General features: G+C 36.9%; 15 protein-coding genes and 1 pseudogene. 5 read left to right on the forward strand and 11 right to left on the reverse strand.

Annotated features, from left to right (window positions below; all coding sequences use genetic code 11):
- Positions 1-10: 10 nt before the first annotated feature.
- The 6 genes from FYJ25_RS04005 to FYJ25_RS15120 all read right to left on the reverse strand — a co-directional run bounded on the left by FYJ25_RS04005 (position 11) and on the right by FYJ25_RS15120 (position 6,170).
- Positions 11-2,380: a transglutaminase-like domain-containing protein gene (locus FYJ25_RS04005; RefSeq protein WP_154580595.1), complete on the reverse strand. Its 2,370-nt coding sequence runs from the start codon at positions 2,378-2,380 to the stop codon at positions 11-13.
- On the reverse strand, positions 2,370-3,560 hold the full coding sequence (locus FYJ25_RS04010) for a DUF58 domain-containing protein (RefSeq protein ID WP_154580596.1): 1,191 nt from the start codon (positions 3,558-3,560) through the stop codon (positions 2,370-2,372). Before FYJ25_RS04010 ends, FYJ25_RS04005 begins: the two co-directional genes overlap by 11 nt.
- Positions 3,557-4,504, reverse strand: a complete 948-nt coding sequence (locus FYJ25_RS04015; RefSeq protein WP_167513771.1) for an AAA family ATPase — start codon at positions 4,502-4,504, stop codon at positions 3,557-3,559. Before FYJ25_RS04015 ends, FYJ25_RS04010 begins: the two co-directional genes overlap by 4 nt.
- Before the next feature lie 113 nt (positions 4,505-4,617).
- A complete protein-coding gene (locus FYJ25_RS04020) occupies positions 4,618-5,457 on the reverse strand; it encodes a 4Fe-4S binding protein (RefSeq protein ID WP_154580597.1) in 840 nt (279 codons plus the stop codon).
- Positions 5,457-5,948, reverse strand: coding sequence for an FMN-binding protein (locus FYJ25_RS04025; RefSeq protein WP_096241149.1), 492 nt, complete (start codon positions 5,946-5,948; stop codon positions 5,457-5,459). Before FYJ25_RS04025 ends, FYJ25_RS04020 begins: the two co-directional genes overlap by 1 nt.
- 117 nt (positions 5,949-6,065) lie before the next feature.
- Entirely contained in the window at positions 6,066-6,170 is a 105-nt protein-coding gene (locus FYJ25_RS15120) for an FMN-binding protein (RefSeq protein ID WP_096241150.1), read from the reverse strand.
- 146 nt (positions 6,171-6,316) lie between these two features.
- Here FYJ25_RS15120 and FYJ25_RS14970 point away from each other — a divergent pair.
- Positions 6,317-6,571 (forward strand): annotated as a pseudogene (locus FYJ25_RS14970) (fibronectin type III domain-containing protein); the annotation flags it as partial.
- Positions 6,572-7,158: 587 nt separating this feature from the next.
- Here the strand turns inward: FYJ25_RS14970 and FYJ25_RS04040 are convergent.
- Both FYJ25_RS04040 and FYJ25_RS04045 read right to left on the reverse strand, forming a co-directional pair.
- Positions 7,159-8,064 (reverse strand): DegV family protein, encoded by a 906-nt coding sequence (locus FYJ25_RS04040; protein WP_154580598.1) that lies wholly within the window; start codon positions 8,062-8,064, stop codon positions 7,159-7,161.
- A 224-nt stretch (positions 8,065-8,288) separates the two neighbouring features.
- Positions 8,289-10,304 (reverse strand): HAD-IIB family hydrolase, encoded by a 2,016-nt coding sequence (locus FYJ25_RS04045; protein ID WP_154580599.1) that lies wholly within the window; start codon positions 10,302-10,304, stop codon positions 8,289-8,291.
- Between the two features lie 259 nt (positions 10,305-10,563).
- On the opposite strand from FYJ25_RS04045, the gene FYJ25_RS04050 reads away from it, so the two are divergent.
- A complete protein-coding gene (locus FYJ25_RS04050) occupies positions 10,564-11,133 on the forward strand; it encodes a sigma-70 family RNA polymerase sigma factor (protein WP_154580600.1) in 570 nt (189 codons plus the stop codon).
- A 126-nt stretch (positions 11,134-11,259) separates the two neighbouring features.
- A complete protein-coding gene (locus FYJ25_RS04055; RefSeq protein WP_096241154.1) occupies positions 11,260-12,498 on the forward strand; it encodes a DUF4179 domain-containing protein in 1,239 nt (412 codons plus the stop codon).
- A 724-nt stretch (positions 12,499-13,222) separates the two neighbouring features.
- On the opposite strand, the gene FYJ25_RS04060 is transcribed toward FYJ25_RS04055, so the two are convergent.
- The 3 genes from FYJ25_RS04060 to cbiM form a co-directional block, all read right to left on the reverse strand.
- Positions 13,223-13,888 (reverse strand): energy-coupling factor ABC transporter ATP-binding protein, encoded by a 666-nt coding sequence (locus tag FYJ25_RS04060; protein WP_154580601.1) that lies wholly within the window; start codon positions 13,886-13,888, stop codon positions 13,223-13,225.
- Positions 13,889-14,009: 121 nt separating this feature from the next.
- Complete coding sequence (locus FYJ25_RS04065; protein ID WP_096241156.1) at positions 14,010-14,837, reverse strand: energy-coupling factor transporter transmembrane component T; 828 nt, start codon at positions 14,835-14,837, stop codon at positions 14,010-14,012.
- Entirely contained in the window at positions 14,837-15,844 is a 1,008-nt protein-coding gene (gene cbiM, locus FYJ25_RS04070; RefSeq protein ID WP_118380307.1) for a cobalt transporter CbiM, read from the reverse strand. Before cbiM ends, FYJ25_RS04065 begins: the two co-directional genes overlap by 1 nt.
- A 221-nt stretch (positions 15,845-16,065) precedes the next feature.
- Here cbiM and FYJ25_RS04075 point away from each other — a divergent pair, with 221 nt between their 5' ends.
- The gene (locus FYJ25_RS04075; RefSeq protein ID WP_154580602.1) at positions 16,066-17,274 is read left to right on the forward strand and encodes an MYG1 family protein; all 1,209 of its coding nucleotides are present in this window, start codon (positions 16,066-16,068) and stop codon (positions 17,272-17,274) included.
- An 870-nt stretch (positions 17,275-18,144) separates the two neighbouring features.
- Positions 18,145-18,774, forward strand: coding sequence for a uracil phosphoribosyltransferase (gene upp, locus FYJ25_RS04080; RefSeq protein ID WP_154580603.1), 630 nt, complete (start codon positions 18,145-18,147; stop codon positions 18,772-18,774).
- Positions 18,775-18,866: the final 92 nt, after the last annotated feature.

An 18,866-nucleotide genomic window follows, 5' to 3' on the forward strand; every position in this document is an offset into this window, starting at 1 on the left:
TAAAATACCTTTATTTCAGTTTTTCACACTCTTTTTTCAGAAAATGTACTGCGGCTTCTGCTTCTTTTCTCGTGATTCCTTCTGGTGAATACACCGCTTTCTGACGAATCTTCATACAAAGATGTAACTTTTTCGGTTCCACTTCTCTGTCAAAGGTACGAAGTCTTTTTTCAAAGGTTCTTACACGATTATCACTTATTTTTTCTTTGCCATATATTGTTTTACACAAAATATCATACCAGAACATGACTGCCTGACTATACTTTTGCTGTTTTAAAAGTTTATCTGTTTTATAATTTCGGTATACTTTTTGCAGTCGTTTTCTAAACACAAAAAGCAGAAGACCTGCTATGAAAATAAAGAAACATAGAATATACAGGATTTTATGAACCGTTCCTCCCCCTTTGCTTTGCTTTGAACGATCCTGCGGAATCTGCTGCGGTGTTTCTACTGTTTTCTTTTCTGTTGTCTGTTCTTTTTCCTGCGTTTTTTGTTCCTGCTGTTTTTCTTGTTTCTTCTTATCGTCATTTTCTAAAGATTGATCTGACGAACTTGAATTACTTACCGCAGTTTCCTGTGTCTCATAATATGGTGTTCCCATAATGTTTTCATATTTGGGAGTAACTTCTACCGGAATCCATCCCATTCCATCCAGATAAATTTCCGGCCATGCATGCGCGTATTTTTGTGAAACTGTCACCGTCTCTGCCGTTCCTGCCTCTTTTACTGTTTCCGGTGTAAGAAGGTATCCTTCCACATAACGGGATGGAATTCCATAATAACGAAACATCATTACTGCTGCCGCCGCATACTGCACATCATATCCTGTTTTTTTATCTTCAAAAAACCATTGGGCAAAGTCTTCATCTTCCGGGATACTTCCTGGATTTTCATTATAGGTAATCGATGTCTTCATGAAGCTTTTTACCCGGTTTATAATTGCTAATACCGACAGATTACTTTGAATACTTCCTTCTGTTGCAGAAGAAATCAATGTTTTTGTTTCTTTATTTAAAAATAGACACGTTGCATTTACATATTCTTTATAGCTTTCCGTCATTTTTTTTGAGGAAAGATTCTTATCCTCCGTCTTAATATTGGTAGACGATTTCAACTTTCCAGCCATTGTTTCCATTGCTTTAAAAGAATATTCTCCTGCTCCTTTTATTCCGGAAGCGAATATATTCTCTGTTTTATTGACCGCTGCCTTCCCTTCTTCTTCGTATATCGTTGGTAAAACAGCACTTTCATAAGGAAGATAAAGATACTTTCGATTCGCCCCTACATTTTTTACAGATAAACTGTAAATAGACGGGTCCGTTTTTCCTTCCGAAAGCTTTTTCCGCCTTACAAAATGATACATTACTGTGTTTCCGTAAAATTCTTTATTATGAAGCCACAATAAAGATTCGTATGCTTCCCGGTCAGAAGCTGCAAGCATACTCCTGTCTGAGCCAAAAATATTCCAGTTATTTGTACTTGCTTTCCAGCAATTATTCTCATAAGTTGTTCCAACAAATCCTTTCAGATAATAACTGTTTTTCTTATAAATGTTTACTTTAAGAGCCTCTTTATCTGTCCGCTTCATCTTTTTTGCCTTTGTAAGCTGACCTTCCGGAAGAACAGATACATCCTCTTTATATCGTTCTTTATTCCACTTCTTTTGAATTGCCGACATCTGTCCGGTATTTGTCATTCCTGAGAAAGTTCCTAAAAGAAGTAAAATAATAAGAATTGAAGTTCCAAGTACTCCTCCCCAAAAAGACGGAGCAAAGAAAAAGAAACAAAAAATGAGAAAGCTTAACACTGCAAACAATTCTGGCCGGACTCCCCATACAAAAAATGGAAAAGTAAAGCAGATCGCTACGGTAAAAAATAAAATACAAGGCTGGACTTTCCACAACAATGCCATAAAAAGAATAAGCCACAAAGTTATCCCCAATATTCCGACAACAAATGACAAAAACTCCACATTTCCTGTCTGCATATCTACCGATGTATTTTGAATTATACGATGAAAAATATTTTTGCTCTGTCCATAATCTGCCAGATAATCAAAGACTGTCCGGGAGAAAATCAATAAAGCTCTTCGAATATTCTCCATAGAAAGAATGAAAAATGGAACAAAAAAATACAAACCGCTTATAAAAACCGCAAAACCTTTTCCAACAGAGATTCCAACGAAATACAACAATATAAAAAAAGCGACACCGATAAAAAGAACAACACCGGCTGTATACATTTCAAAACGGCCGGCAGCATACCAGATAAAACATAACAGCGCAGCAAGCCACACATACCCGGCCCGCATCATTTCTGCCCAGCCATATCCACTCTGATGATTCAATTTTTTAATGTGAAATGAGTTTTTATGCTCCATAATCTGCACTCCTGTACGCTGTCAAAATCCGATCGATATCTTCTCCCAGGGTTTCTGCCGAAAAAATATACGGTACTAACGCTTCCCCTTCTTCTTTTCTTGCTTCCCGTCGTTCTAATAATAAAGTCAGGTTCCAGTCATCGAAAACTTCCTGTTTCTCGTTCCAATACTCTGTAATATAAATCACTTCTGAAAACTGTTCTTTTCTTTCTTTTTCAAAAGAATCTATCGTTGCATTCCCCTGAGAAAAAAACATACTTTGAAATACATGGGCATACACTTCTTCCAACTGCACTACATTTTCCACACTGTAAAAATTCCACCCATCGGTCTTTTTATCCCACCAGCAAAGGCAATGCTTCTGCCTCTCCTGTGCCATATGCTGTGAAATAGAAAAAAATGCTTCTAACAGCCCATCGATCATAGCAGCATCCTGCTTCTCTACCCTTGTTTCCAGAAAAATAAGAGGCATCCGCATCATCGGCACTTCCACTTCTTTTACCATATATTCATCTGTTTTTCCTGTCAGTTTCCAATGAATCAGTTTCATAGGATCCCCATCAACATATGGACGGATTCCGAAATATTCTCCCGGACCATTTCCCTTTTTACCACTTTGCTCCTCATCAAAAAAAGAACAGACAACTCCGCTGTTTTGTACTGGAAAATGCAGTTCCGTTGTTTGTGGCAGAACCATTACCACCTTCTCCTGATTTATATATGTTACCTTTTTCATACATCCAAAAAAGCTGTACAGCTCCACCCGCAAAATCGTGATTTCCAAAAATCCCATATATTCCGAATCTATAACAAAGGCAGCCGCACCATTTTTTCGTCCCGCTGCCCTGATATTCATAGAAAACATTTCCTGTTCCCCACTGATCATCTTCTTTACCTGTAAAAAAACTTTCCCAGATAAAACAGGGAACACTCCTGTATTGCTGATACAAAGTCGTCCGGTAATTTTTTCTTCCTTTTGTGCGTAGGCAGGAATAATCAGATGAGTAGAAACTTCTTTTGGAAGATAAAGATTATAAATGACAGCCACCAGCAACATAATTCCTAATGCCATCCCGGCAATCTTCCCTGTTGTTCCAGAAAGAAAAATAATGAATGCAATCCACAGTAACAGACAGACAATCCCGCTAATTCGATTCATCCATAATCTTTTTCGGGTCATCTTCTTCCTCCTGCCGCTCTTCGATCCGGCACATGTACAGTGGCACAGATTTCATCCATAATCTTATCCGCATCTTTACTCGATAACCTTGCTCTTGACTTTAATACCAGACGATGACGGAAAACATCTTTTACAACATCCTGAACATCTTCCGGCACAACATAATCTCTGCCAGCCAAAAATGCACTTGCTTTTGCCATTCTGCATAAGGCCAGGGAGCCTCTTGGGCTGACACCCAGCTGAATCATATCATGTCTTCGTGTCGCATCAGAAAGCATTGCAATATACTGATAGATTAACGAGGAAACCTTAATCTCATTCACTTCCTTTTGCATAGAAAGTAACTCTTCCTTTGAGATAACTTCATTCACATCATCTAAAGGATCACTCACCTTTCTCTGACTCATCAGAATCATTTCTTCCTTTATTGTTGGATATCCCATAGATAAAAGAACCATAAAACGATCCATCTGTGACTCTGGAAGCATCTGCGTACCCGCAGAACCAAGCGGATTTTGCGTTGCAATAACAAAAAATGGTTCCGGTATATTTCTTGTCACACCATCTACCGTTACCTGTCCTTCTTCCATAACCTCCAAAAGTGCTGACTGCGTTCTACTTGAAGTACGGTTAATTTCATCTGCCAACAGAAGGTTCGTCATAACTGCTCCCTGACGGTATTCAAACTTCCCACTTTCCTTATTATAATAGTAGAAACCGACCACATCCGATGGCATAACGTCCGGTGTAAACTGTATTCTTCGATAGGAAAGTCCCAAAGCCTTTGAAAAAGCCAGCGCCATCGTTGTCTTTCCCACACCGGGTACATCCTCAAGCAAAACATGTCCACCAGAGAGAATCGTCATCCACACCTTACGGATAACCTTTTCTTTACCAATAATTACTTTATTCACTTCTTCTATAATTAAATTTGCTTTATTCAAAAAATACTCCTTTCTTATGAGGGTAGCAATATACAGCAATTACCGTCCATTATAACACGAAAAAGGATTTTTGATATAATAATTTATCTGATAGACAAAATCTGGAAAAGTTTTTAATACAATATTCTAAATATCACGAATAATATCACAGCCTTTCCTACAAGCATTGGTAACCATAACCTTCCTGGAAGACTATTATGTGTGTTTTGTTTTGGGCATTTTCCGATACATTTTCCACAGGAGAAACATTCACCGGATGTCGCATTATCCCCTTCTTTATCCGATGGTATCTCAAGGTTTGCCGGACACACTAAATTACACGCTTTACAGTTTGAAATACAGTTTTCTCTGTTTCGTTTGATTACAGAAAATGGTAACACCGGCATCAGGGAAAATACTGCTCCCATTGGGCATAAGAAACGGCAGAAAAATCTTGGTTCCAATGCCATTCCTGCTGTAACCAATAAAAAGAGACCTGTTCCTATAAGGCTGTCTGCCATCTTCAACTGATGAAAACGGGAAAATGCACTGAACGGACTGTGTACAGCAACTGCACTACTGTAACCTTTTATGCAAAGAAGCAGGACAACAAGCAGTACAACATATTTTAAATACCGGAGTATCTTTCCCGCTTTTGAAAAACATTTCAACGGTTTCTTTTTTCTTTTTTTGCGAATCATAGATGAAATAAAATAAACGAAATCACCCCATGTTCCAAATGCACAGGCAAAACCACAGAAAAATCGTCCAAATACAATGGTAAAGACCAGCAATACAACAAGTGTCTGTACAAAGGAATTCCACTGCAGACTTGCACGCTGTGTAATTTGTTCTACAATTAATTTTATTCCGGTAAATGCAGTGGAAAATAACGCTGGATAGATAATAAAAAATACTGCCCGTATCATCACTTCTATGATTGTCTGCACCGATATTTTTTTCTTTTTCTTCATTATTTAGCTGCTCCTTCTAATGCCTGTCCTACTGCATTCTTTATTCCTGTAGATGAATAGGTTGCTCCGCTTATTGTATCAACCTCTGTCGTCTGCTTATCAAGTATTGTCTTCACAATATCTTTTGCCATTGATAAATAAGCCTCATCTTCTCCACTTGCTTCTATAATATCTATCGCACTGATCTTCTCCCCGGATACCGTTACTTTTACTTTAATTGCTCCGCCAAATCCCTGTGAACTTCCAGTATATGTTCCATCTTTATACGTTCCTGCCTGACCAGCAGATGCACCACCTTCTCCTAGCTTTCCGGAATTTTTTGCTGCTTCAAGAATATCCTCTTTTTCTCCTTGAAGCTGATTTACCTGGCTTTTTAATTCTGCAATTGTGGCTTCTTTATCACGACTGTAAATCACAGCCTGATATCCTGCTAAAAGCCCCAGAACGAGAATAAGATCAAATAAACGGATTAAAAAGTTTTTATATTTCATTCGTTGTCCCTTCTAAAATGCTTTCTATTGTCTTTTATAAATTTTCTTACTATTTTAAATATTTAAATATTCAAATAACTTTTTCTTAAATAAACACAAAAGCTTCTCTTTTCAAAATTACTTCTTTGCCGCATTAAATGCCTTCTGGCATGCATCTTTAATTGCTTTAGAAGAACAGGTGGCTCCTGATACAGTATCAATCCACAGAAGCACCAACACCATCCACACCAGACAGTACAACAGCTTCTAAACCAAATACAACAACTGCTGCCAAACCAGCTACAAAGCCTGCTACTACAGCAAAGAAAACAAACACAACAGCAGCCGCAAAGGTAAAACTTACAAAACAGACTACAAAAGTAAAAGCAAATGGAAAGAAAAAAATAAAAGTATCCTGGAAAAAAGATAAAAATGCTTCCGGTTACGAAATCACGTATTCCACAAAGAAATCTTTCAAAGGAAAGAAGACAATTGTAGTAAAAAGTAACAAGACAACAAGCAAAGTAGTAAAGAAATTAACATCTAAAAAGAAATACTTTGTAAAAGTACGCTCCTACAAACAGGTTGGAAAGACTAAGACTTATGGTGCATACAGCAAAGTAAAAACTGTAAAAGTAAAATAAGTTTCTCTTAAACATTTTATATAATTGGTATTTTATTTAAGCTAAACAGACGAAAAAAGAAATAATCCCCTGTCCCATCTGCTCTGTAATCGCTGTGTTAAAGATGCTCATCCGCATCATAAACACGCTCCGAAGCCGCATCTGGGACAGGGGATTATTTCTTTTTTCTGTGTTTTGGCTCCAGAAGGAATAAATGCAATAGTCTTTGGGGAGAGAAGGGGAAGGAAATCAGAAAACTACCGCTTGCTCAGAAAGTAATCTCATCAGAAGCGTATTTTTCTCTCATATATTGCGACAATATAATGATAATTTTATTATATACAGTGATAACTGGCGATATCATCTTATCATCATTAACCTCATCGCAGAGACAGTCTCAAAATAAGCCACGACCTTCTGACCTATCCCCTTTCTCTCTCCAAAAACTATTTCATTCATTCCTTCCGGAGCCAAAACACAGAAAATAAAAAGAATAAACTATTACAAATGTAATGTGAGAGCAAGTAAAAATGCCGGTCAGGCATTTTCTACGCAGTGAAATCTTTACATTTGTAATAGTTTATTCTTTTTATTTTCGTCTGTTTCCTCTAACGAATTAAATAATTCTCATACTTCTTAACACACCCGATTCCAATCGCATATGGTCCGGTATGTACCGCAATGGTTGCCCCAATCTGGCAGATTCCCACCTGATCTACATGGCTCTCTCCATAAATATGATTTGCAACGGTATTATAATATTCCTTGCCTTCCTCTATATCATAGCCAAAACCAACGCGGAAAGAATAGTCTTCCATCGCATCTCCGGTTTCTTTAAAATAATCATCCATTAACGCAATCGTTTTGGCAACTGTCTTCTTACGGCTTCGTCCGATTCCTGAAGCTTCGATCTCACCATTTACTAAAGTAATCAGAGGCTTTAAAGAAAGGGCGCTGCTTGCGATCCCTGCAAGCTTTCCGATTCTTCCGCCATGTTTTAAATAATCTGTGTTACCGACAGTAAAGAAAATTCTATTCGTCTTTTTCATCTTCTCAAGAATATCTACACACTGTTCATAAGGAATTCCATTCTGACACATTCTTCCTGCTTCAATAACCATAAGACCCTGACTTACTGTTCCTGCTTCAGAATTGATCACAGCAATTTTGGCATCCGGATAATCCTCACAGACAATTTCTCTGGCATTACATGCACAGTTGTAAGAACCACTCAAAGATGGAGTAAAACAAATACAGACTACCGGTGTCCCTTCTTTCACATATTCTGTAAAAACATCAATATAATTCTGTACAGATGGAAGAGAGGTCTTAGGATATACATCTGGATTCCCTACCATTCGCTCATATACTTCACGAATTCCGATTTCTTCAATCTCTTTATAATATGTCTCCTCATCAAATGATATATAAAAAGGTATAATACGTAAATTATACTGTTCAATGATCTCTTTTTCTAAATCACAACAGCCATCACTAATAATCTTGTAATCCATTTCATCCTCCAGTATGCATTATTATATTACTATACACAGAAATTAATACACTGCAAAATATCACTCTAAAAGAAGCATTCTCTCTTACTGCAGTGTAATCTGTGTTCTCATTTCCATGTAATGTAGTTTTCATATCTATATTTTAATATTACCAAAACTCTTTGTCAACTATCTTCTCTATATAGTCTCCGGTAAATTCCAGATTCTATGCCCGTCTTGATAATTTATTTCATTTCCTTTTCCAGAAATTTTACCACTTCCGCATTCAGATTGGTATCTAAAATATAGTCTGCCCTTTCTTTTACTTCCTTATGTGCATTTCCTACCGCACAGGAACGATCACAAGCTTTAAATAAAGGAATATCATTCAGATTGTCACCCATTCCGGTAATCGCGGCCGGATGAAGAAGCTTTCGCAGCTTCTGTATTCCATAATATTTTGAAGCATTTTTATGCGAGATTTCTAAATACCACAGACCATCTCCATAAACATCCTTATAAAAATTCAGATTCAGCCGCTCATCTTTTTTCAAATATTCATAAAATGGTCGTAACACTTCTTCTTCATAACAAATGGAAAAATAAATGATATCTTCACCTGAAATATCTTCTAATTTTTCCACTTTACTAAATGGCTTATGGTATAAATCTCTTCGTTCCGTATAAAACTTTTCCATATGCTGTGTCGCAATTTTTTCATAATAGGTTGCCATCTTTCGTCCAGACTTGCCGACTCGTCCGGCACTATCTACAACAGATGTTTCGCCAGACTTTGAGCAATCCTCGGAAATTTCAGGAGACAATGCATACGCAAATCCTGTCACTCCAAACTTCTTTCTTCCTTTTAAAATATATTCCACAGAATCTCTTTCAATAATTTCCGCATGAATACAGCTTTTTTTCACCGGATCGTAAATCATAACCCTATTCATCAAAATCATAGGACAGGTGAGATTGACATCTTTCATAATAGAATTCACAGTTGCATAGGTCCTCGCTGTAGCAACAGTAAAACAAAGTCCCTGCTCAATCAGAGCATTTAATCGTTTGGGCACATCTTCGTTAAGTAAAGCATCACTATTTAATAAGGTACCATCTAAATCTGATACATATAACATTTTCCCGGAAAGATTATATCTATTAGCCTCGGATCTGGCTTCTTCTGATTTACCTTTTTGTAATCTATCTTTTTTTAATTTACTTTCTTTTAATTCAATCTTTTCTAATTTATCTTTTTTAAATCTACTTTTTTCTAATCTATTTTCTTCTAAACTATTATTTTCTGGAGAAATCTCATTTTTTCTCTTTGTTTGCTTATCTATTTTTTCTGTCATTTCTTCTTCAAATAAAGCTTTTGAAGCAGCCTTCTCATTCACCTCTCTTTTCATCTCAAGAACCACTCTCTTATCCGCATCTTCACGCACTCTGAAAAAGAGATACTGCTGCATGATTCCTGCCGCGTCCTTATACTTTTCTACTGGAAAATGCCCGTTATAATACATTTTTTCCACTTTTGCAATCCATGTATCAATCGGAAATAAGGAAAGCTGATGTAAACCAAAAAGCTGAATACAAGATGCTACCTTTTCTCCCACACCTTTTAATTGCTTTAGCATCTCCTTTACCTGCTCTGGAGTTTTTCCTTCATCCACAGCATCTTTTACCTCTTCTAAATCAAACTTTCCCTCTAAAATATCCTCCGCAGTCTGCCTTATATAATTCTCCCGGTATCCAAACTTAAACTCCGACAGATCAGCCTTTGCAAGAACTTCCGGTTCCGGAAAACTATAACCAATAAGATGCTCCTCTTCATAATCAAATACTATTTTTTCTCCAATTTTCTCACATAATGCATCAATACTCTTCATAATACGTGGAATATTATTTCTCTGACTGATAATAAAACTAATAATCATTTCCCACAAATCCTGGCGAAGAATCCGAATCCCTTTTCCCATCTTCGCCGCTCCAGAAAGAAAACGATCTTCCGGATCAATCTGTTCTATTATTTTCCCGTAATCTGTATCTAAATCCAAATACCTTCTAAAATATTCCTCATCCTTCTCATGACACAAAATACGGATTCCTGTCTTTTCCTGAAAAAAACATGCCGCCTGTCCTGCTGAAATCACGAAATACCTGCCCGGACATATTTTCTTCCAGCGGAAGCATTGGCCGCTTTCTGCAATCTGCTTTAAATCTATATAATCGTTTTTTATAAAAATATCAATATAATCCATAGGTAGTTTCCTCTTTCGAAAATTTATACTCCCATCTTAACAGGTTTTAGGGTAACATTCAAAGGAAATAACTCTTTTGGTTCTCTGCGGTTTGGAAGACGGAAATAAGGGCATCGATAGAGAGCATCTGCCTTTTCAAAAAAATCAAAATATTTTCAAAAAAGTGAGAGATTCTCATCCCTTATTTGCGAATATATAGTGTAACCGATATAATTATCCATATATTTTTTACATTCGAATGTACATAAAGGAGTAACCTATGAAGATAAAAGAATCGAATTTTGTGGAAGAGTTATCCCACAGAAATGAGAGAGCTTTAGAATATGTGATGGTACATTATGGTGGACTTGTAAAGTCTGTTGTGCATCGTTATCTGAATGTTCTTTCTCAATACGAAGAAGAATGTATGAATGACGTTTTCTTCGCTGTATGGGAACATATCGACTCATATGACTCCGCCCGTAATCCATTTGCAAACTGGATTGGCGGAATTGCCAGGTTAAAGGCTTTAGATTATAAAAGGAAATACGCCAATCGCCTTTTAGAAACAAGCTGGGAGAATGCACAACATACGACCGGGATTGATGATGCGATTGAATTACAAACACAGTTTGATGAGGAATTTTCTGAAGAAACAAAGCAAATATTATCCTGCCTAAAACCACAAGATAGAGAGCTTTTCATCAAACTATATGTAGAAGAAAAACCATTTGATGAGATATCCAAAGAAATGAATACAAACAAGCCTGTACTGTATAATCGGCTTTTCCGCAGTAAAAAGAAGCTGCGTTCCCTTTTCCCCAAAACAAAATCAATGAATATTACTTAATGTACACAAAATCACTCAGCTTATGAAACGAATCATAGTAACAAAATCAATGAATATTACTAGTATATCCGTTGTCAATTATCTACCACAAAAAATGTGTTTTCATGACAACTGAAAGGAGTTTTTATGAAAAATGATATTTATGATTTATTAAATGATATTGATAATCAGATAGACACTTTTGAAAATATCGATATTACCAGTACTGATTTAAAAAACTGGAAGCAGTCCTTTACTTCAAAGAAAAAAGCATCCCTCAAAAAACATACATGGAAAAAATACGTTGCCGCTGCAGCCGCTTTTGTCCTCATTCTCGGCGGAAGCAGTGCCCCGGTAAGACAGAACGTATACGCACAATCACGGCAGATTATGGAGAGTTTATCCACACTTTTAGGTGTTGAGGAAGACCTTAGTCCTTATAGTACTGTGGTTGGTAAATCTGTATCTAAAAACGGGATTACTGTTACATTAAATGAAGTAATTCTTGACGGACACAGCCTCATCATTTCCTATAAAACAAAAATAAAAGACAATGCCACATTAAAAAATTTAAATATTAAACGCATTACTGAACTCCCAATTGATACAGACGTTACTATCGGTGGACAAAATATTGTAAACAGCATCGGAAGCAGCTCTACTCCTATAGACAAACTAACCTCTATCTCCGAAAGCGAAATACAATTAAATGATTCTTCCGTTCTATCTGACAAATCTAATTTTACGATTAATTTTTACACATTAGATAAATCAAATACTACTATTGGAAAATTAAAATTTGCAGCTTCCGGCAAAGAATTAAATGCTAAAACAAAAAATGTAGCTTTAAATCAATCCTTTACTCTGCCAGATAAAACAAAAATAACTCTGAAAAATTATAGAAGCAATATAATCAATCAGAAAATAATATTTACTATCTCCCCAGACAATGCCGGACTTTCTGGAGATATCCTCTTAAAAGGAAAAGACAATCTCGGTAACCCTGTAGAGTTTTTCCTTGATGAATCAGACGGAACAAGCGGCACTTTCAGAGTAGATAAATCAGTAGGATCTATCTCCCCTAAAGCCACCAGCCTTACTTTAACTCCATATTGTGCTGCTTACTCTAACCTTTCCTCTAATAGCAGCTCGAATGAATCAAATGCCACAGAGGAAGCCGACTCTGCCAAAATAATTGGCAGTGGAAATACACAGACTTTTTCTGTATCAAAATCAGAATCTACAAAAAAAACTACCAAAGATACAGCCTCTGATAAAACCGAATCTACTGCAATTAAAGTCGATAGTGAACATACCGATACCACTCAGGAAATTACCATTTCCGACTATAAACAAATCGGAAAATCGTTTACTATTACTATTTGATTCATTAGAGAAAACAAACGAAAAAAGAAATAATACCATATCCCATCTGCTCTGTAGTCGCTGTGTTTAAGATGCTTATCCGCATCTTAAACACGCTCCGAAGCCGCATCTGGGATATGGTATTATTTCTTTTTTCTGTGTTTTGGCTCCAGAAGGAATGAATGCAATAGTCTTTGGAGAGAGATGGGGGAGAAATCAGAAGATTACTGCTTGCTCGGAAGATGTATCGTCAGAAGCTTAGGTGCTTTCTCTAACGAACAGTAAAGAGAGAGGGCATTGTCATTTTCCAAAAAATTAGAGGAGTCCCCTTTAGATTCATTGTATACTCTAATTCAAGAATACCTCGGTATTCTTGCTACGAGATGTGCATCATGTAACGTATGACATACATCGAGACAAACGATATATCGCAACAATATAATGATAAATTTATCATGTATAGTGATAGCTTGCAGTATCATCTTATCATCATTGAAACTTGAAAAAAGGTTCAGCATAGCGGAGAGAGTAAGTAGCAGACTCCTGACCTCTCCTCCTTCTCTCCTCAAAAACTATTGCATTCATTCCTTCTAGAGCCAACAAGCAGAAAATAAAACTATTAGCCCATAGCCAATGTAATGTGAGAGCAAGTAAAAATGCCGAACAGGCATTTTCTACGCAGTGATATCTTTACAGTGGCTATGGGCTAATAGTTTTATTTTCGTCTGTTTTTCTTCTTAATGAATCAAATAGTAATCTCATGTTTATCATTCATTTTTATGAACCGGGTTCCCAGTTCTTTCGCAAGCTGATTATTATGGGTAATGATAATTAACGTTTTCCCTGCCGCATGAAATTTCTTTAGAAAGTCTATGAGCATTTTCTGCGTACTTTCATCAAGCCCAGCCAGTGGTTCATCAAGAATAAGTACCTCCGGATTCATGGACAGGATACAAGCTAATGATACTTTCCGCTTTTCTCCTCCACTTAAATGATACGGTGGGCGTTCTCTTAGTTTTTCAATTCCGAATAACTTAAGACAGTCATCTGTTCTCTGTTTGATTTTGCCTTCGGAAAGTCCCATCTGGATCGGACCAAATGCGATTTCTTCTTCTACGCTTCCACAAAAAAGCTGTGTATCTGCATTTTGAAAAACATATCCCATCTGCTGGTGAAACCATTTGGCAAATCTAGGGTCTTTTAATGTTTTTTCTGTAATTTCGTGACCTTGATATGTATAACTGCCTTCCATTGGAAAAATAATTCCATTTAATAATTTTATCAATGTAGATTTACCACATCCATTTGGTCCCTGTATTATTACAGATTCACCTTTTTGAATATTTAAATTAATGTATCGTAATGCAATTTCATTTCCATATGCATAACATACATTTTTTAATTCTATCATTTTGAATCTTCCTTTTATTTTTGTTATTCTTGATTTTACTTTTTATTCTGTTCTCATAGAAAACTGCTATATGTTGGGAGCAAAAGGTATTTTGTCCTCTTTGATATTAGATTGCTTTGTGCTATTTCCACAGACCCTCGAAATAAATGAATATTCCTGTTACTCCTATCATCAAAAGAAGACTCAAGATATCCTGTTTTCGAAAGGTAGATGTTTTTTGTGTTTTATATTCTCCAACAAATCCACGGCAGCACATCGCTGCATACATTTCCTCTGCCATTTCTCTTGATTTTAAAAAGGAAATCCCCAATATCCCAGAAAAGGACTGTGCTTTTTTCCTGTTTTGTCCTACAGATCGTAAGCGAAGTGAGGTAAGGATTTCCATGCAGATTTCTCCGAGTACAGCAATATATTTTAATGTAATATCCAATGTAAAAATAAAGATATCCGGTATATGAAATGAGCGGAGACTTGCTGTTAATTTATTCCAGGATGTTCCCGCTGACAGAATACCTATAAGTGTAACGGATACAAACACTTTGGTTGTGATAATGAGTAAAATCTGCGGATTTCCTATAAACACTGCCGGTAAAAGTATTAGTGCAGAAAAAAGTACTGCTCCAAATGTTCCCGAAAGTATCTGTTTCATTGCTTCTGCCGAATAAGTTGCAAGTGCAAGAATAGTTCCGCCTGCCATAATTAATGAAAATACATAGTTTTTTGAACAGGCAGTAAGTAAAATATATAGGAATGTATAACATAGTTTTAAAGAAGGACTGGCGCTTAGGCACCTGTCCTTCCCTTCTTTCCATTTTAATTTTGACAGTACGCCAAGAACTGCCTGCGTACTTTTTGTAATAAATCCATCTTTATCAATACTTGGAACATATTGCTCCGTTTCACACATCCATGATGGAAGAAAACTATTATTTTTTTCCTGATTTTGCATTACACTGACTGCCCTTTTGAAAAATCTATTTTATCTTTTTTACTTCCAGCTAAAAGCTTAAAGAAGATAACAATAATCGCTACGCCAACAACTGCAGATAAAATATATCCTATCCACTCCGGCATTCCTGCCATAGAGTAATCCGGGAAAAGCGAAGCAAGGCTAAAGCCCTTTTCCATTCCTGCCGGTGTATACCCCAGTGCTTTTCCATTACTTACAAGAGATGCCATCTCTTCAACACCCCATTCTCCCCAGGCGGTTCCACTTGCCAGAAGACCTAATGGTGTGAATATAATCAAAACTGCCATAAGAATATATAATGGCTTAAATGCAGACTGTGCTGGTTTTTCTTCTAATGTTTCCGGTGATATCTTTTCCACAAATGCAAGGATTGCTGTAGTAAGAACTATTTCCGCAATTCCAAATAACGTAAGATGTCCAATCATCATTGCTGGAATAGAAATAGTAAGCGGATATGGACAATAGAGTGCCTTTCCTGCTGCATCGGTAAACAGCAATGGCTGAATTCCAAACTCAATCGCTGCACAAAATGCTGCTGCATTAATGCCGATGTAGGAACCAATTCCTGCTGCTAACTTTCTTTTTCCTGTTTTTTCCCAGATAAGCTTGTAAATCGCAAATCCGAGAAATGGCAATATGAAAGCCATATTAAAACAGTTTGCTCCAAAAGCGAGAATACCACCATCACCAAACAACAATGCCTGGATAAGCAGTGCGATCGTAACGGCAATACAGCCTGCCGACGGACTTCCCGTAAGAATCGCAATCAATGTTCCTCCTACCGCATGTCCGGTTGTACCTCCAGGCAGCGGAATATTAAACATCATTCCAAGAAAGGAAAACGCTGCTCCAATTCCAAGCAATGGCATCTTCACCTTCGGAATTTCTTCTTTTACTTTCTTAACAGAGTATGTCCATACCGGAACCATTGCTGCGGCCATTACCGCACAGGTCGAAGGACTCAAATAATTTTCAGGTATATGCATCTTTCTTTCCTCCTATAAAGCTTTTATGTTTTAACCCTAGGATATACCTTTCTATTTTTCCTCACAAGCTCCCCCGGGGGATGTTTTTTCTTATTTTCTATATTTTTTGTGTAAATTTTTCTATTATTCTATGCTATACTAATGACTGTTTATTTCTAACTATTCCAACCCACTTACATATATCTGGTAACTTATTTTCAAAAACTATCGAGGTAAATTTTATGAATACATTATTAGAACAAATTAAAATGCAGGATGCCACTGCATTTACACATGGCGGTAAATTCCATGCAGACGATGTTTTTTCTTCTGCATTACTTTTATATTTTAATCCTGAAATCACAATCACCCGTGGAAATAAAGTTCCTGAAGATTTTAAGGGAATTATTTTTGATATTGGAAGGGGCAAATACGACCATCACCAGCGCGACAGCCGTGTCCGTGAAAATGGTCTTCCTTACGCTGCATTTGGTCTTTTATGGGAAGAACTTGGTGCAGAAATTCTTGGCGAAGAACTTGCCGTAAAGTTCGATGAGTCATTTATCCAGCCACTTGATATTAACGACAATACCGGCGAAAAAAATGAACTTGCCACTTTGATTGGCAATTTTAATCCTTCCTGGGATGTGGAAAATGGAGAAAATGAAGCATTTTCCAGAGCAGTGCAGACAGCTGGAATGATTCTTGTAAATATGTTCGAAAAATATAAAGGAAATGAACGCGCCGAGAAACGTGTAGAAGAAATTTTAGCCGCACATAATTCTTCTGTTTTGTCTGGGGAAAAATCTGAAAGCGAAGCAAAAATTCTCGTTCTACCTGAATTCGTCCCCTGCCAGAAACAATTACGCGAAACAGATATTGCCTTTATTATTTTTCCCTCAAACCGCGGAGGCTATTGCATTCAGCCATTAAAAAAAGAACATTCTCTCAATTACAAATGCAGCTTTCCTGAAAGCTGGCTTGGTTTAGAGGGAGAAGAATTAAAACAGGCAACTGGATTAACCAGTGCAAACTTCTGCCACAAAGGCGGTTTTATCATGACCGTTGATGATGTAAACGATGCAATTTCTGCCTGCAAAATAAGCCTTGAAAACTTTACCGAAAGCTCCTGCATTATAAATTTAGGCGGCTCTCACGAAATGGATGAAAGCCTGAAAGAAATACCGCATATGGATAATACAATGATTATCCATCTTGATCTGCCAGAAATGCCTGCTCTTACATTTGACGGAAACTTTGGCGAAATTTCTATGGAAAAATCTGACTTTAAATCTTATATAAAGGATTATGTTAAGGGAATTTTAAAATACAAACCTGACGCAGTTTATATAGAAGGAGAACTTCTCATTGTCTATCCCGTTATCCGAGCTTTACGAAAAAAACATATCCCAGTCTACATCAACTACCAAACGGGGATTGTTACTATTTGATTCATTCAGAAGAAAACAGACGAAAATAAAAATAATAGACCATTGCAACTGTAAAGATATCACTGCGTAGAAAATGCCTGTTCGGCATTTTTACTTGCTCTCACATTACATTTGCAATGGTCTATTATTTTTATTTTCTACTTGTTGGCTCCAGAAGGAATGAATGCAATAGTTTTTGAGGAGAGAAGGAGGAGAGGTCAGGAGTCTGCTACTTACTCTCTTCGCTATGCTGAACCTTTTTTCAAGTTTCACTGATGATAAGATGATACTGCAATTTATCGCTGTACATGATACATTTATCATTATATTGTCGCAATGCATCGTTTTTATCAATGCGTGTCATACGTTGCATGATGCACATCTCGCAGTAAGAATACCGAGACATTCTTGAATTAGAATGTACGATAAATATAAGGGCGATTTCTTTACTTTTTTGGAAAATGATAACCCCCTTTATTTTTACTGTTCGTTAAAAAGAGTACCTAATCTTCTGGATGATACATTTTCCGAGTAAGCAGTAGTCTTCTGACCTCTCCCCCCTTATCTCTCCCAAAGACTATTGTATTCATTCCTTCTGGAGCCAACACACAGAAAAAAGAAATACTACCATATCCCAGATGCGGCTTCGGAGCGTGTTTAAGATGCGGATGAGCATCTTAAACACAGCGACTACAGAGCAGATGGGATATGGTAGTATTTCTTTTTTCGTCTGTTTCCTCTAATGAATCAAATAGTTGACTTATTCTTTTTTGTCTACTACAATAGTGCTAGTGTTGTGGTACTAAATTAGTATATTTCAGAGGGAGCTATTTTTCTGAAATAGATTTTTTTAATGTATCTGCATGACTACATTACAGATTGGAGAAAATTATGAATAATGTTATCGAGATGAGTCACCCGCTTATTAAGCACAAGATTTCTCTTTTAAGGGATAAGAACACAGGAACGAATGAATTTCGTAAATTAATTGAAGAGATTGGTATTTTAATGGGCTATGAAGCTTTAAGGGATCTTCCGTTAGAAGATGTGGAGGTTGAGACACCAATTGAGACTTGTATGACACCTATGATTTCTGGTAAGAAGCTTGCGATTGTTCCGATTCTTCGTGCCGGTCTTGGTATGGTGAATGGTATTCTGGCTCTTGTTCCAAGTGCGAAGGTTGGTCATATTGGTTTATATCGTGATGAAGAGACACACGAACCTCATGAATATTATTGTAAGCTTCCGGACCCGATTGATCAGCGACTTATCGTTGTATTAGATCCAATGCTTGCTACCGGTGGTTCTGCTATTGCTGCCATTGACTTCATCAAAGCTCATGGTGGAAAGAATATTAAGTTTATGTCTATTATTGCCGCTCCAGAAGGGGTAGAACGTCTTGCAAAGGCTCATCCGGATGTACAGATTTATTGTGGTAATATTGATCGTCAATTAAATAAGGATGCCTATATCTGTCCGGGTCTTGGAGATGCCGGTGATAGAATCTTCGGAACGATTTAAATCTAACTCTTATGTCAGTATTAGTTAGATTCTATAAAAGAACCCTCATAAAAAGCCCTTATTTTGAGGATCTCATTTAAGAAAGGAAAGTA

Origin of the sequence: Anaerobutyricum soehngenii (genome assembly GCF_009697165.1) — a bacterium.
In the GTDB taxonomy this organism is placed as follows: Bacteria; Bacillota; Clostridia; order Lachnospirales; family Lachnospiraceae; genus Anaerobutyricum; species Anaerobutyricum soehngenii.

Bases quoted from the DNA above. Each gene is read 5' to 3' on its own strand.
- FYJ25_RS04060 (WP_154580601.1), bottom strand. From the start codon at position 13,888: ATGATAGAATTAAAAAATGTATGTTATGCATATGGAAATGAAATTGCA.
- FYJ25_RS15120 (WP_096241150.1), bottom strand. From the start codon at position 6,170: ATGGTGTTGGTGCTTCTGTGGATTGATACTGTATCAGGAGCCACCTGT.
- FYJ25_RS04065 (WP_096241156.1), bottom strand. From the start codon at position 14,837: ATGCAAAATCAGGAAAAAAATAATAGTTTTCTTCCATCATGGATGTGT.
- FYJ25_RS04045 (WP_154580599.1), bottom strand. From the start codon at position 10,304: ATGGATTATATTGATATTTTTATAAAAAACGATTATATAGATTTAAAG.
- FYJ25_RS04005 (WP_154580595.1), bottom strand. From the start codon at position 2,380: ATGGAGCATAAAAACTCATTTCACATTAAAAAATTGAATCATCAGAGT.
- FYJ25_RS04040 (WP_154580598.1), bottom strand. From the start codon at position 8,064: ATGGATTACAAGATTATTAGTGATGGCTGTTGTGATTTAGAAAAAGAG.
- upp (WP_154580603.1), top strand. From the start codon at position 18,145: ATGAATAATGTTATCGAGATGAGTCACCCGCTTATTAAGCACAAGATT.
- cbiM (WP_118380307.1), bottom strand. From the start codon at position 15,844: ATGCATATACCTGAAAATTATTTGAGTCCTTCGACCTGTGCGGTAATG.
- FYJ25_RS04025 (WP_096241149.1), bottom strand. From the start codon at position 5,948: ATGAAATATAAAAACTTTTTAATCCGTTTATTTGATCTTATTCTCGTT.
- FYJ25_RS04075 (WP_154580602.1), top strand. From the start codon at position 16,066: ATGAATACATTATTAGAACAAATTAAAATGCAGGATGCCACTGCATTT.
- FYJ25_RS04055 (WP_096241154.1), top strand. From the start codon at position 11,260: ATGAAAAATGATATTTATGATTTATTAAATGATATTGATAATCAGATA.
- FYJ25_RS04010 (WP_154580596.1), bottom strand. From the start codon at position 3,560: ATGACCCGAAAAAGATTATGGATGAATCGAATTAGCGGGATTGTCTGT.
- FYJ25_RS04020 (WP_154580597.1), bottom strand. From the start codon at position 5,457: ATGAAGAAAAAGAAAAAAATATCGGTGCAGACAATCATAGAAGTGATG.
- FYJ25_RS04050 (WP_154580600.1), top strand. From the start codon at position 10,564: ATGAAGATAAAAGAATCGAATTTTGTGGAAGAGTTATCCCACAGAAAT.